Origin of the sequence: Pontibacterium granulatum, from assembly GCF_029961155.1 — a bacterium.
In the GTDB taxonomy this organism is placed as follows: domain Bacteria; phylum Pseudomonadota; class Gammaproteobacteria; order Pseudomonadales; family Balneatricaceae; genus Pontibacterium; species Pontibacterium granulatum.
In genome coordinates this window covers 1-13689 of the sequence record NZ_JASBRH010000004.1, presented here as the reverse complement: position 1 = coordinate 13689, position 13689 = coordinate 1, and the positions used below count along the sequence as shown (strand labels likewise).

Below are 13689 nucleotides of genomic sequence, written 5' to 3'. Positions count from 1 at the left end.
GCTCGGAGAGCAAGAATGAACAAGCTGATTTATCTGGATTACTCAGCAACGACGCCGGTTGACCCGCGTGTTGCTGAGAAAATGTGCGAGTGTCTGACGCTGGATGGCAACTTTGGCAACCCGGCATCCCGTTCCCACGCGTTTGGCTGGAAAGCAGAAGAAGCGGTGGAGAATGCTCGCCGTCAGGTAGCTGATCTGATCAATGCAGATCCGCGTGAGATTGTCTGGACCTCCGGTGCAACCGAATCCGACAACCTGGCAATCAAAGGTGCTGCACACTTCTATCAGAAGAAGGGCAAGCACATCATTACCTCTAAAATCGAACATAAAGCGGTGCTGGATACTTGCCGTCAGCTGGAGCGTGAAGGTTTTGAGGTGACTTACCTTGATCCGAATAGCGATGGCCTGATCGAGCCGCAGATGGTTGCCGATGCAATCCGAGAAGACACCATTCTTGTCTCCCTGATGCACGTGAATAACGAAATAGGCACCATCACCGATATTCAGGCGATTGGCGAGCTGACCCGCTCCAAGGGCATCATCTTCCATGTGGATGCAGCGCAGAGCGCAGGTAAAATTGATATCGATATGGCCAGCATGAAAGTTGACCTGATGTCTTTCTCGGGTCACAAAATTTATGGTCCTAAAGGTATTGGTGCGCTGTATGTCCGCCGTAAGCCGCGTGTACGTCTGGAAGCGCAGATGCACGGTGGTGGTCACGAGCGTGGCATGCGCTCCGGTACACTGCCTACTCACCAGATCGTGGGTATGGGGGAAGCATTCCGTATCGCTAAGGAAGAGATGGCTGTTGAAGCCGAGCGCGCTAAGGCTTTGCGCGACCGCTTCCTGGATGGCATCGCTGATATGGAAGAAGTGTTTGTAAACGGTTCCAAAGAGCAGCGTGTGGTTCAGAACCTGAATGTAAGTTTTGCCTTCGTTGAAGGTGAATCACTGCTGATGTCCATCAAGGACTTGGCAGTATCTTCCGGTTCTGCATGTACTTCTGCGAGTCTGGAGCCGTCCTATGTGCTGCGTGCACTAGGGTTGAACGATGAGCTGGCGCACAGTTCCATCCGTTTCTCCTTCGGTCGTTTTACCACTGAAGAAGATATCGACCGTGCGGTTGCCCAGGTCCGTGAAGCAGTTGGTAAACTGCGTGAGCTGTCTCCGCTGTGGGATATGTATAAAGATGGTGTAGATCTCAGCAAGGTAGAGTGGGTTCACCACTAATCTGAGAGGCAGAGAATTCAGGAGGTCAGACAATGGCTTACAGTGATCAGGTAATCGATCATTACGAAAACCCTCGTAATGTGGGCAAAATGAATGACAAGGACGATAACGTAGGCACCGGCATGGTGGGTGCGCCAGCTTGTGGTGACGTTATGCGTCTGCAGATCAAGGTTAGTGACGAAGGTGTTATTGAAGACGCCAAGTTTAAGACCTACGGTTGTGGCTCTGCTATCGCTTCCAGCTCCCTGGTAACCGAGTGGGTTAAGGGTATGACGCTGGATGAAGCTGAGCAGCTGAAGAACACTTCTATTGCAGAAGAGCTGGCATTGCCGCCGGTTAAAATTCACTGCTCCGTACTGGCAGAAGATGCCATTAAAGCGGCAGTAGCGGATTACAAAGAAAAGCAAGACAAGAAGTAATTGATGAAGCCGCTGCTGCCGATGGCAGTGGCGGCGGGATATAGTACTTATGGCAATCACAATGAGCGATGCTGCGGTTCAGCACGTAGCGCGTTATCTTGAAAAACGTGGACACGGCTTCGGAATTCGTCTGGGTGTGCGTACATCTGGCTGTTCCGGTATGGCTTATGTGCTGGAATTCGTGGATGAGAAACAGCCTGAAGATGAGGTGTTCGAGTCCCAGGGCGTGCGTGTCGTCATTGATCCTAAGAGTCTGCTGTACCTGGATGGTACCGAGTTGGATTTCGTCAAAGAGGGGTTGAACGAAGGTTTCAAGTTCAACAACCCGAACGTAAGCAGCGAGTGTGGTTGCGGCGAAAGTTTCAACGTTTAACCCTTGCCGGGCAGAGTAATGGACATTAGTAAGAACTTTTTTGAGCTGTTTGCCCTGCCGGTTTCCTTCCATGTCGATCTGAGTCAGCTGTCAGCCCGCTATCTGGAGCTGCAAAAAGCGCTACACCCGGATCGTCATGCCCATCTGTCTGACCGTGAGCGTCGGATGTCTGAGCAGTATACGGCTTATCTCAATGAGGCTGTGGCCACGCTCAAGGCGCCCATGTCGCGTGCGCAGTACCTTCTCAAGTTGCAGGGATTTGATACTACCGGTGAAAGTTCGGTGGCAATCGATCCTATGTTTCTGATGCATCAGATGGAGTTGCGCGAGCAACTGGAAGAGGTGCCGGATCAGGCTGATCCGTTTGAGGCTCTGGAAGAGCTCTCCGACGAGGTTGACTCTATACTGAAGCAGTTGCGCTCAGATTTTGACGCGCAATACGCCGCGCAGTCTTATGATCAGGCGGTTGCTACGGTACGTAAAATGCAGTTTTTAGAGAAGCTGTCGGTTGAGATCGAGAATCTCGAAGACCACTTGGACGACTGAGCAAAAAATATGGCGCTGTTACAGATCGCAGAACCCGGCCAGAGTGCCGCTCCCCATCAGCACAAGCTTGCGGTGGGTATTGACCTGGGAACCACCAACTCACTGGTTGCAACCGTTAAAAGCGGCGAGGCGGTAACCCTGCCTGATACAAACGGTCAGCATATCCTGCCGTCTGTGGTGCGTTACCTGAATTGTGGGCGTAAAGATGTAGGGTTGCTGGCGCGAGAGAAAGCGGCGGAAGATCCATATAACACCATTGTATCGGTTAAGCGCCTGATGGGGCGTGGCGTTGAAGATGTGCGTGCGCTGGGTAGTGAGGCGCCGTACCATTTTGTTGCCGGTGAAAACAGCATGCCGTACATATCGACGGTGGCGGGTGAGAAAAGCCCGGTTCAGGTGTCGGCTGATATCTTGAGTGTGCTGACCGCGCGTGCCGAGGAGTCCCTGGGTGGCGAGTTGGTTGGTGCGGTGATTACGGTGCCGGCGTACTTTGATGATGCGCAGCGTCAGGCGACCAAAGATGCCGCGACGCTGGCAAATATTAAGGTGTTGCGTCTGCTGAATGAGCCAACTGCAGCGGCGGTGGCGTATGGGCTGGATCAGAAAGCGGAAGGTGTAATCGCCGTATACGATCTCGGCGGCGGTACTTTTGATATCTCGATTCTGCGCCTGAATAAAGGTGTTTTTGAGGTACTGGCGACCGGTGGTGACAGTGCGTTGGGTGGCGATGATTTTGACTTGGCGCTGGCGACCTGGGTTGCGTCCGAGCTGGGCATTGATACCGATACGCTGGGATCCGGTCTGGCGCGTTACCTCACAGAGAAAGCGCGTGAAGTTAAAGAAGCGCTGACCGCCAGTGATACTGTCTCAGTCTCAGTTGCACACGGTGATGCCAGGGGTGAGCTGACGGTAAGCCGCGATCAGTTTAATGCGCTGATCGATAAGCTGGTTGCGCGCACCCTGCGTGCCTGCAAACGTACTCTGAAGGATTCCGGCGTAGATGTTGCTGAAGTCCAGAACGTGGTGATGGTGGGTGGTTCCACCCGAGTACCGCTGGTGCGTGAAAAAGTCTCTGAGTTCTTTGGTCGCGAACCGCATATCGATATTGATCCGGATCGCGTTGTGGCGATCGGAGCGGCTATCCAGGCGGATGTTCTGGCGGGCAACAAGCCAGACAGCGATATGCTTCTGCTGGATGTAATTCCGCTGTCGCTGGGCTTGGAAACCATGGGTGGTCTGGTCGAAAAGCTGGTTCACCGCAATACGGCGATCCCGGTAGGACGAGCGCAGGAGTTCACTACCTATCAGGATGGTCAGACGGCGATGGTTATTCATGTGCTGCAGGGCGAGCGAGAACTGGTTGATGATTGTCGTTCTCTGGCGCGTTTTGTTCTGCGCGGTATTCCGCCGATGGCGGCTGGAGCGGCGAAGATCCGCGTGACTTTCCAGGTGGATGCAGACGGTCTGTTGAGTGTTTCGGCAAAAGAGCTGTCCACAGGCGTAGAAAGCAGTATTCAGGTGAAGCCTTCTTATGGTCTGAGTGATGGTGAAATTGCTCAGATGCTGCAGGAATCGTTTAGCTTGGCTCAGGAAGACTTGGAAAAACGTCGCCTGCGTGAGCAGCAGGTGGAAGCGGATCGTCTTCTGGTAGCGCTGGAACAGGCGATTGAAGCCGATGGTAATGAGCTGCTGACAGCAGAAGAGCGCGATATGTTGCTGAGTGAAATGGCTCAACTGGTAGCGCTGCGCAACGGTGACGACGCAGATGCGATCGAAAAAGGGATCGTAGTGCTGTCTAATGAAAGTGATTTCTTTGCATCACGTCGTATGGATCATGGTATCCAGCAAGCCCTGCAAGGGCACACGATTGATGAGATTGAGGAGAAGAAGTAATGCCGCAGATTATCTTTCTGCCCAATGAAGACCTGTGCCCGGACGGTGAGGTAATCAATGTAGAGCCGGGTATCACAATCTGTGATGCAGCACTTCAGAACGGTATCCACATTGAACATGCCTGCGAGAAATCCTGTGCGTGTACGACCTGTCATGTGATCGTGCGGGAGGGCTTTGACTCGTTGGAGGAGTCCGACGAGTTGGAAGACGATATGTTGGACAAGGCCTGGGGGTTGGAGCCGGAATCACGTCTAAGTTGCCAGGCGGTTGTGGCCGATGAGGATCTGGTGGTAGAGATCCCTAAATACACTATCAATCAGGTGTCCGAGCGACACTAAAGGGGTTTGATATGAGTCTTAAATGGGTAGATGTGATCGACATTGCGATCGAGCTGTGCGAACAGTATCCGGACCAGGACCCAATGACCGTCAGCTTCCCTGATCTGTACGAAAAAGTGATGGGGCTGGAAGGGTTTGATGATGACCCTAATCGTTGTGGCGAAAAGATTCTTGAAGCCATTCAGGCTGCCTGGATCGAAGAGCAGGATTAATTGCTGAAAGCCCGGTGTATTCCGGGCTTTTTTACGTTGCGTGACGCTGTTCACTGCAATGAACCTCGCGTATAATTGCGCGTTTGAATTTTGGTATGTCCTTAATATTTTCGGGGATTAAGAAACAATGGCAATCGAACGTACTCTGTCCATCATCAAGCCGGACGCAGTAGCTAAAAACGTAATTGGTCAGATCGAAACTCGCTTCGAAGAAGCTGGTCTGAAACTGGTAGAAATGCAGATGAAACAGCTGTCTCAGGCTGAAGCTGAAGGTTTCTACGCTGAGCACAAAGAGCGTCCTTTCTTCGCTGATCTGGTTGCTTTCATGACGTCTGGTCCTGTTGTTGTGCAGGTTCTGGAAGGTGAAAACGCTATCGCTGCAAACCGTGATCTGATGGGTGCAACTAACCCACAGGAAGCGGCTGAAGGTACTATCCGTCGTGACTTCGCTGAGTCTATCGACGCGAACGCTGTACACGGTTCCGACTCTCCTGCTTCTGCAGAGCGCGAAATCGCTTACTTCTTCGGCAAGTAATTGCTGTCCGACCGCTCCGTTTTGCGGAGCGGTCATCGCTTTATTACCTAATCTGAGTTTTGAGTTCTATGACTGAATCTACTGCCAAAGTAAATTTGCTTGGCCTGTCACCGTCTAAGCTTGAAGATTTCTTCGAAGAGATCGGAGAGAAGCGTTTTCGTGCGACCCAGGTGCTGAAATGGATTCATCAGCTTGGTGCAACTAACTTCGACGAGATGACCAACATCTCTAAGGCGTTGCGTGCAAAACTCAGTGAAATGGCAGAGGTCCGTGATCCTGAGGTGGTGTTGGAAAACATCTCCAAGGACGGTACCCGTAAGTGGGTCATCCGTACCGATGGCGGTTCCTGTGTCGAAACTGTACTGATCCCGGAAAATGGCCGTGCGACCCTGTGTGTATCGTCGCAGATCGGTTGTTCCCTGGACTGCAGCTTCTGTTCTACCGGCAAGCAGGGGTTCAACCGTAACCTGTCTGCTGCTGAGATCATCGGTCAGGTGCGTGTCGCTATCCGCTCCTTTGGTCCGTTTGATCCATCCGGTGATCGCCGTGTGACCAATGTGGTACTGATGGGCATGGGTGAGCCGTTGATGAACTTCGACAACGTGGTTGATGCGACCGAGCTGATGATGGAAGACAATGCATACGGTCTTTCCAAGCGTCGCGTAACCCTGTCCACTGCCGGTGTTGTGCCTGCGTTGGATAAACTGGCAAAAGTCAGTGACGTGTCGCTGGCGGTATCTTTGCATGCACCAAACGACGAATTGCGTGATCAGTTGGTTCCGATCAATCGTCGCTACCCAATTAATGAGCTGATCGATTCTTGTAATCGATATTTGCAGAGCCTGAACGATAAGCGCGTTGCAACCGTTGAGTACACTCTGATCGCGGGTGTGAACGATCAGCCAGAGCATGCGCGTGAGTTGGTTAAACTGCTGCGTCGCCTGCCGTCCAAACTGAATCTGATTCCGTTCAATCCGTTCCCTAACTCGGATTATAAGCGTCCTAGTGAAAGTGCCATCCTGGCGTTCAAACAGATCATGCTGAACGCCGGTGTCCTGACCACCGTCCGTAAGACGCGCGGTGATGATGTGGATGCAGCTTGTGGCCAGTTGGTCGGGCAGGTGGCAGACCGTACCCGTCGTAGTCAAAAGTATATTCCTGTGGTACAAGAGGTTTCTCCGCAGGAGATGAGTAAACCTTAAATAGGAGCCTTTGGGTGAACGTCCTTCGATTTACACTGTTACTGGCGTTGCTGGTGCTCGGTGGTTGCGCCGCCGAGAATACGCGTCGTGGTGTAGAGGGAGGCGAAGCAGCCAATACCGCCTACACCCGTTTGGGGATCGAGTACCTGCAGGCAGGTGATCTCCAGGGGGCTAAAAACTCCTTCCAGAAATCTTTGGCGATCGCACCGGGCGATGCCGAAGCGCATAACGGTCTGGCGCTGGCGTTCCAGCTGGAAGGTGAGCCGGAACTGGCTGAGCAATATTTCCGTAAAGCGACCCGTCTGGCGCCGCAATCCGCGATGATCCACAACAACCTGGGAGCATTCCTGTTCGCCGCGCAGCGCTATAAAGAGGCCTGCGAAGAACTGGCGCAGGCAACCCAGGATCCTTTTTACAACCGCCGTTCTCAGGCTTTTGAAAACCTGGGACGCTGTTACAGCCACCTGAGTCAATCCGCTGCTGCCAAGCATGCTTTCGAACGTGCGTTGCAGATCAGCCCGAATCGTGTGATCTCAATGATTGAGCTGGCTGAACTTGAGTTGCAAGCAGGGCAGGTAGGTAACGCCGAAATCTACTTTGAACGGTTTTCCGACCTGGTCGAACGCCGGCGCGTAGAGCACTACGCTAAGAGTCTCTGGGTAGGGATCCGTATAGCCCGAGAGCGGGGGCATACGTCGCAGGCTGCGACCTACGCCCTATTGTTGAAGAATCTGTTTCCAGATTCTCCAGAGTACAAGTTGTATGAGGAGTCCGCACGGTGAGTAGTCAAACCCAGCTAGACCAGGAAGAAGTTGTACAAGAAGTGTTCCCGGGGGCGGAGTTTGCTGCTGCACGTGAAGCCAGAGGACTGAGGGCTCAGGATGTGGCCCATGCACTGAACTTCAGTGCGGCGCATATCGAGGCAATAGAAGAAGGGCGGCTGGATGCATTGCCGGGTCGCGTATTTGCATTGGGGTATCTGCGTGCGTACGCACGTCATATTGGGTTGGATGAAAATAAGGCGGTTGAAGATTATGAGCGCCTAACAGGTGGTGCGAGCAAAGCTGCTAGCAAACCACTGAAAACAGTAAGTAGTGCCGGTACAGTATCTGCGAAGTCGAAAGGTGGCGCTCTTAAATGGTTGGTTATTACCTCTCTGGTTGCAGGTATCGCGGCTGCAGGCTTTTGGTGGACCCAGCAACAGGTTGGGCCTGCAGAGGCTGCGCCAATTGCGCAAATGAATCTGCCAGCAGATGACTCAGCGCCCGAACCAATGGCGGCTGAAGCTTCAGTGGTTTCATCTGAGTCGGAAGCTTCGAACGCTGAGAATGCTGTGGTTGTGGAAGATAGTCCGGCTGAAGCAGTCCAGTTGTCCCTTGTTTCTGCATCTGAGGCAGTAGCAACAGCTGAAGAGGCGACGGTTCTAGAGGGGACGGCATTCGACACTGCCGCTTCTGAAGTAGAAAGTCCGGTTGCGGAAGGGGAGCCTGCCGGTGGTCAGGTCGTCACAGAACAGGTTACTGACGATGTAAATGTCAAAACGCCTGTTGCGGCTGAAGCCGCCGAAGCCGGCAATGAAGAAACAGCACCGGTGGTCGCAGGCGAGGGGCATCTGAAAGTTGTATTGAATGCCGATTGCTGGGTAGAAGTGCGTGACGGCAGCGGTCGCTTGTTAGTGGCGAGTGTCCGCAGTCCGTCGCATGGTGTGGATGTTCGCGGCAAAGCGCCTATGAAGGTAACGCTGGGGGCGCTTTCTGCCGTAGACAGCATGACCTATAACAATGACGCGGTGACGTTGGAGAAGAGTGGACGCGGTAATGTACTGCGTGTGACGCTGCCGGTTGTCGAGTAATTATCTGTAAACAGCAGTAGGATTTTTGAGTTGGCCAAGATTAAAGCCATTCGTGGAATGAACGATATTCTGCCTGACCAGACACCGGTTTGGCAGTACCTGGAAAACACCGTTAAGTCTGTTCTGGGTGCATACGGCTACAGTGAGATTCGTATGCCGATCGTTGAACAGACCGATCTCTTCAAGCGCTCTATCGGTGAAGTGACCGATATCGTTGAGAAAGAGATGTATACCTTTGAAGACCGCAACGGCGAGAGTCTTACACTGCGCCCTGAAGGTACAGCTAGCTGCGTACGTGCAGGTGAAGAGCATGGTCTGCTCTTCAACCAGACCCAGCGACTGTGGTACACCGGTCCGATGTTCCGTTACGAGAAACCGCAGAAAGGCCGCTACCGTCAGTTCCACCAGATTGGTGTGGAAACCTTTGGGATGGCGTCTGCCGATATCGATGCTGAAGTGATCATGCTGAGTGCCCGCCTGTGGAAGCAGCTGGGTATTCTGGACGCGGTTACCCTTCAGCTGAACTCGCTGGGGTCCAATGAAGCGCGTGCGGAATACCGCGCGGCGTTGGTGGAGTATCTGGAAGCGCGTAAAGAGCAGCTGGATGAAGACAGCCTGCGCCGCCTGGAATCCAACCCGCTGCGTATCCTCGACAGTAAGGATGCCGATACCCAGGCCTTGCTTGATGACGCGCCGACCCTGAGCGACTATCTGGACGAAGAGTCCCGTACCCATTTTGCAGATCTGTGCAACATGCTGGATGCAGCGGGTGTGAAGTACGAGATCAATCCGCGTCTGGTACGTGGTCTGGACTACTACTGCAAAACCGTTTTTGAATGGGTGACTGATAAGCTGGGTGCTCAGGGTACCGTGTGTGCCGGTGGTCGATACGATGGTCTGGTAAAACAGCTGGGTGGTCGTCCAACACCCGCTGTGGGTTTTGCCATGGGCGTGGAGCGTCTGATTCTGTTGCTGGAAACCCTTGAGGCCGTGCCTGCTGATGTGCGTTTCCCGTTCGATCTGTACCTAGCGGCTGAATTCAAAGGCCTGCAGGGTGAAGTGATCGGGTTGGCTGAACAATTGCGCGACGCTTTGCCGGGGCTGCGTGTACGCGTACACTGTGCAGGCTTGAAAAACATCGGGTCCAAAGCCCGTCAGACCGGTGCGCCACTGATTGCATTGGTCAAGCCGTCTGATAACGGCCTTGTGGCTACCTTGTGGCAGGGCGAAGAGCCTCGTTTTGATATTGCACAGGCTGATCTGGCTGACGCCATCAAAGCCGTCTGGAACGCCTGATAGATTAAAGGATAACAGGAGTACAACGTGTCAGAGATACGTACTGAAGAAGAACAGATTCAGGCATTCAAACAGTGGTGGAAGGAAAACGGTAAATCACTGATTTTGGGTGTAGGTCTTGCTGTTGCAATCGTTGTTGGTTGGAGAGGCTGGCAGGAGCGTCAGGCGATCGAGGCGGAAAATGCATCCGTATTGTATCAGAACATGGTGGATGCGGTGGTCGCTGGTATCGGGCCGCAGCAAGATCAGGATCAGCTGGCGACCGCCAAGCACCTGGCAGGTCAACTGAAAGACGAGTACAGCGACTCCTCCTACGCGAAATTTGCGTCTCTGGTGTTAGCGCGTGTTGCTGTTGAGAGCAAAGATTATGATAACGCCTTAGCTGAGATTGACTGGGTATTGGCTAACCAGCCGACTCAGGAAATGAAGGTTATCGCGACAATGCGTAAAGCGCGCTTGCTGGCTGAAAAAGGTGATCGTGATGCGGCCCTGAAGCTGATTTCAGCACTGAATGCCGGCAATTTCAAAGCGAGTGTTGAAGAGTTGAAAGGCGATCTGTTGCTGGCCAAAGGTGACAGGGGCGCTGCGCGTGCTGCTTATGAAGCAGCTCAGGCTGCCGCTCAGCAGAGTGGTGCTCGCCCACTGCTGAACATCAAACTGGACGACCTGGCGGTAGAGGATAAGTAAATGAAAATGCTCGTACGCGGTGTTGCTGCTACCACGCTGGCGCTGATGATCTCAGGATGTGGTTTTTGGGGTGATAGCGAAGAAGAGATTGAGCCAAATCCACTGGTGTCCTTTGAGGCTGAAAAATCCGTCGATGTACTCTGGAGTGCGGATGTCGGTGCAGATCTGGGGGAGAAATATCACCAGTTCCAGCCAGCAATCTGGGGTGATCAGGTTTTTGCCAACGACAGCAAAGGCCGTGTACAGGCGTTTTCTCGCGCGGATGGTAAGCGCAGCTGGGATGTTGAACTGGATATCACCGCGAGTGGTGGCGTGGGCGCCGGCTTCGGTACAGTAGCTGTTGCTGCTGAAAGCGGTGAGCTGATTGCACTGAGCGACAAAGATGGTGCCATCCAGTGGCGTGCTAAAGTCAGTACCGAAGTGGTGGCTGCGCCGCAGATTAACCAGAACCTGGTGGTTGCTCAGCTGATCAACGGTCGTCTGGAGGCATTTGATCGTGTAACCGGTGAGCGTCAATGGACCTACGATAACCTGGTTCCGCGTCTGACCCTGCGTGGCACCAGTTCGCCAATCGTGACACAGAACGTGACGGTAGCCGGTTTTGCCAGCGGTAAAATTGTGGCGGTGGATAACGAGAAAGGCCGTGTGATCTGGGAGCGTAAAGCAGCCCTGCCACAAGGTCGTTCTGAGCTGGAGCGTATGGTCGACATTGACGGTCGGCCGCTGCTGGCTGATGGCCGTCTGTTTGTGACCAGTTATCAGGGACGTCTGGTGGCGATCGATCCGCGTCAGGCGCAGATTCTCTGGTCTCAAAACGTATCCAGCTACCGTGGTCTGGCGGCCGGTTTTGGCAACGTGTACGTGAGCGAGTCCAATGACTTTATTCAGGCGTTTGACCAGTCCAGTAGCGCCAGCATCTGGCGTCAGGATGCGCTTGAAAACCGTGCGATTACATCGCCGGTAACTCTGGGTACAACTGTTGCTGTAGCGGATGCCGAAGGTTACCTACACTTTATGTCCCAGGTGGATGGCCACTTTGTGGCGCGTCACCAGGTTGATAGCCAGGGCGTTCGCGGTGACATGATTGTTGCAGATAATGTTTTGTACGTACTGGGTGACAGTGGCCGCCTTGTTGCACTGAAACTGAAATAAGTTACACCCGTAATACGATAGGGCGGCTACCGGCATACTGCGGGTAGTCGCCGTTTTATTTTTGACCTGCCACCTTGCAGGAGTGAGTTGATGCTTCCCGTTATTGCACTCGTTGGCCGACCGAATGTCGGCAAATCTACACTTTTTAACCGTCTGACCAAGAGCCGTGACGCGCTTGTGGCTGACCTGCCTGGGTTAACCCGCGATCGTAAATACGGTGAAGGTCGCATGGGTGAAAAGGACTACATCGTCGTAGATACCGGCGGTATTACCGGGGATGAAAAAGGTATCGACTATGAAATGGCCAAGCAGTCGCTGCAGGCGGTTGATGAAGCCGATATTGTCCTGTTTCTGGTGGATGGTCGTGCGGGCCTGAACCCGGATGATGAGCGCCTGGCTGATTACCTGCGTCGCAAGGAGAAGGAATGCTTCCTCGTTGTAAACAAGACTGACGGCGTTGATCCTGATGTTGCAATGAGTGAATTCCACGGCCTCGGTCTGGGGGCACCAACCCCTATCGCAGCAGCTCACGGTCGTGGTGTCGCTGCGCTGGTCGAGTACGTACTGCAGCTGGTGCCTGAGGTTGAAGTGGATGAGGCGTTGGCAGAAGCGATCGACAAGAGTAAGCGTATTGCTGTCGTAGGTCGTCCTAATGTGGGTAAATCCACGCTGGTTAACCGTATGTTGGGTGAAGACCGTGTTGTGGTGTATGACAAAGCCGGTACCACCCGTGATAGTGTCTATATCCCGTACGAGCGTGATGGTGAAGCCTACACACTGATCGACACTGCTGGTGTACGCCGCCGTAAGAATATCAAGGAAGCGGTAGAGAAGTTCTCTATCGTTAAGACACTGCAGGCAGTTCGTGACGCCAACGTTGTTGTGCTGGTAATCGATGCCCGTGAAGGTGTAACTGACCAGGATCTGAGCATGCTCAGCTTTGTGATGGATACCGGTCGTGCCTTGGTGATCGCGCTGAACAAGTGGGACGGTATGGATCACGAGCAGAAAGAGCGCGTACGTGAACAGATCCGTCGCAAGCTGGAGTTCACTAGCTTCGCTCGCATGCACTTTATCTCCGCCCTGCACGGCAGTGGTGTGGGTGATATGTATGGCTCCATTGATGAAGCATACGACAGTGCCATGGAGAAGTGGTCAACCAGCATGCTGACCCGTTTACTGGAGGATATGGTTGCAGATCATCAGCCGCCGATGGTATCCGGTCGTCGTATCAAGCTGCGTTATGCGCACCAGGGGGGATCCAACCCGCCTATCATTATCGTGCACGGTAACCAGACCGATGCGTTGCCGGGATCTTACAAGCGATACCTGGAAAACAAGTTCACCACGGTATTGAAGATCAAGGGTACACCTGTACGCTTTGAATTCCGTACCGGGGGTAACCCATTTGAAGGTAAGCGCAACATACTGACACCGCGTCAGCAGGCGAAGAAAGAACGTCAGTCTCGGCACATTCAGGAAGTTAAGAAAAGAGCGAAGAAGAAATCTCAGAAGAAGAGATGATTTCTTTCTCATGGCTTTCTAATCTGCTGACTAATCGGTAGATATATAAAAGGGCTGTTTTCTTTCTTATTGCCGACAGGTATGGGAGAGGAAACGGCCTTTTTTTATATTGAGCATACTGGGTTGGTTGATTAATGATCTGTGTTGTGTGTTTTTTGTACAAAAACACGTGTTTTTTCACTTTTTTGAAGTTTTTTTCAAAAGGCTGTTGACGCTCAAACTGAGGTCTGTAGAATGCGCCTCCTCGCTTGAGAGAACAGCCTTCAACGGCTCAGTCACTCAGGCAGAGAGGCTTAAATAAGCCGCTGATTTACATAGTGAATTAGCACAAGGCCTTTAAGCCGTCGGCGTCACCGGCAAGCTTCAAAAACTTTTGAAAAACTTGCAAATAAACGGTTGACAACGACACGGTGCGAAGTAAAATATGCGC

Annotated in this window: 15 protein-coding genes; all 15 read left to right on the top strand. The window is 52.9% G+C overall.

The window, feature by feature from the left end; translation table 11 throughout:
* The first annotated feature begins 15 nt into the window (after positions 1-15).
* Entirely contained in the window at positions 16-1230 is a 1215-nt protein-coding gene (locus QKW35_RS04755) for an IscS subfamily cysteine desulfurase (RefSeq protein WP_282351112.1), read from the top strand.
* A gap of 32 nt (positions 1231-1262) precedes the next feature.
* Complete coding sequence (gene iscU, locus QKW35_RS04750) at positions 1263-1649, top strand: Fe-S cluster assembly scaffold IscU (RefSeq protein WP_282351111.1); 387 nt, start codon at positions 1263-1265, stop codon at positions 1647-1649.
* Positions 1650-1698: 49 nt separating this feature from the next.
* A complete protein-coding gene (gene iscA / locus QKW35_RS04745) occupies positions 1699-2022 on the top strand; it encodes an iron-sulfur cluster assembly protein IscA (protein ID WP_282351110.1) in 324 nt (107 codons plus the stop codon).
* An 18-nt stretch (positions 2023-2040) separates the two neighbouring features.
* Entirely contained in the window at positions 2041-2568 is a 528-nt protein-coding gene (gene hscB, locus QKW35_RS04740) for a Fe-S protein assembly co-chaperone HscB (RefSeq protein WP_282351109.1), read from the top strand.
* A gap of 9 nt (positions 2569-2577) precedes the next feature.
* A complete protein-coding gene (gene hscA, locus QKW35_RS04735) occupies positions 2578-4461 on the top strand; it encodes a Fe-S protein assembly chaperone HscA (protein ID WP_282351107.1) in 1884 nt (627 codons plus the stop codon).
* Complete coding sequence (fdx, locus tag QKW35_RS04730; RefSeq protein WP_282351106.1) at positions 4461-4799, top strand: ISC system 2Fe-2S type ferredoxin; 339 nt, start codon at positions 4461-4463, stop codon at positions 4797-4799. Before hscA ends, fdx begins: the two co-directional genes overlap by 1 nt.
* 11 nt (positions 4800-4810) lie before the next feature.
* The gene (gene iscX / locus QKW35_RS04725) at positions 4811-5011 is read left to right on the top strand and encodes a Fe-S cluster assembly protein IscX (RefSeq protein WP_282351105.1); all 201 of its coding nucleotides are present in this window, start codon (positions 4811-4813) and stop codon (positions 5009-5011) included.
* A 127-nt stretch (positions 5012-5138) separates the two neighbouring features.
* Positions 5139-5546 (top strand): nucleoside-diphosphate kinase, encoded by a 408-nt coding sequence (gene ndk, locus QKW35_RS04720; RefSeq protein ID WP_282351104.1) that lies wholly within the window; start codon positions 5139-5141, stop codon positions 5544-5546.
* Positions 5547-5614: 68 nt separating this feature from the next.
* The gene (gene rlmN, locus QKW35_RS04715; RefSeq protein ID WP_282351102.1) at positions 5615-6748 is read left to right on the top strand and encodes a dual-specificity RNA methyltransferase RlmN; all 1134 of its coding nucleotides are present in this window, start codon (positions 5615-5617) and stop codon (positions 6746-6748) included.
* 14 nt (positions 6749-6762) lie between these two features.
* Positions 6763-7530, top strand: a complete 768-nt coding sequence (gene pilW / locus QKW35_RS04710; protein WP_282351100.1) for a type IV pilus biogenesis/stability protein PilW — start codon at positions 6763-6765, stop codon at positions 7528-7530.
* A complete protein-coding gene (locus tag QKW35_RS04705; protein ID WP_282351098.1) occupies positions 7527-8600 on the top strand; it encodes a RodZ domain-containing protein in 1074 nt (357 codons plus the stop codon). Before pilW ends, QKW35_RS04705 begins: the two co-directional genes overlap by 4 nt.
* 30 nt (positions 8601-8630) lie before the next feature.
* Positions 8631-9896: a histidine--tRNA ligase gene (gene hisS / locus QKW35_RS04700; RefSeq protein ID WP_425607988.1), complete on the top strand. Its 1266-nt coding sequence runs from the start codon at positions 8631-8633 to the stop codon at positions 9894-9896.
* A gap of 27 nt (positions 9897-9923) precedes the next feature.
* Positions 9924-10583: a YfgM family protein gene (locus QKW35_RS04695; protein WP_282351097.1), complete on the top strand. Its 660-nt coding sequence runs from the start codon at positions 9924-9926 to the stop codon at positions 10581-10583.
* On the top strand, positions 10584-11735 hold the full coding sequence (gene bamB, locus QKW35_RS04690) for an outer membrane protein assembly factor BamB (RefSeq protein ID WP_282351096.1): 1152 nt from the start codon (positions 10584-10586) through the stop codon (positions 11733-11735).
* A gap of 90 nt (positions 11736-11825) precedes the next feature.
* Positions 11826-13259: a ribosome biogenesis GTPase Der gene (der, locus tag QKW35_RS04685; RefSeq protein ID WP_282351095.1), complete on the top strand. Its 1434-nt coding sequence runs from the start codon at positions 11826-11828 to the stop codon at positions 13257-13259.
* The last annotated feature ends 430 nt before the right edge of the window (positions 13260-13689 follow it).

What these genes read in the sequence shown, in the direction of transcription:
- QKW35_RS04755 (WP_282351112.1), top strand. Translation starts at nt 16, where the DNA reads ATGAACAAGCTGATTTATCTGGATTACTCAGCAACGACGCCGGTTGAC.
- iscU (WP_282351111.1), top strand. Translation starts at nt 1,263, where the DNA reads ATGGCTTACAGTGATCAGGTAATCGATCATTACGAAAACCCTCGTAAT.
- iscA (WP_282351110.1), top strand. Translation starts at nt 1,699, where the DNA reads ATGGCAATCACAATGAGCGATGCTGCGGTTCAGCACGTAGCGCGTTAT.
- hscB (WP_282351109.1), top strand. Translation starts at nt 2,041, where the DNA reads ATGGACATTAGTAAGAACTTTTTTGAGCTGTTTGCCCTGCCGGTTTCC.
- hscA (WP_282351107.1), top strand. Translation starts at nt 2,578, where the DNA reads ATGGCGCTGTTACAGATCGCAGAACCCGGCCAGAGTGCCGCTCCCCAT.
- fdx (WP_282351106.1), top strand. Translation starts at nt 4,461, where the DNA reads ATGCCGCAGATTATCTTTCTGCCCAATGAAGACCTGTGCCCGGACGGT.
- iscX (WP_282351105.1), top strand. Translation starts at nt 4,811, where the DNA reads ATGAGTCTTAAATGGGTAGATGTGATCGACATTGCGATCGAGCTGTGC.
- ndk (WP_282351104.1), top strand. Translation starts at nt 5,139, where the DNA reads ATGGCAATCGAACGTACTCTGTCCATCATCAAGCCGGACGCAGTAGCT.
- rlmN (WP_282351102.1), top strand. Translation starts at nt 5,615, where the DNA reads ATGACTGAATCTACTGCCAAAGTAAATTTGCTTGGCCTGTCACCGTCT.
- bamB (WP_282351096.1), top strand. Translation starts at nt 10,584, where the DNA reads ATGAAAATGCTCGTACGCGGTGTTGCTGCTACCACGCTGGCGCTGATG.
- der (WP_282351095.1), top strand. Translation starts at nt 11,826, where the DNA reads ATGCTTCCCGTTATTGCACTCGTTGGCCGACCGAATGTCGGCAAATCT.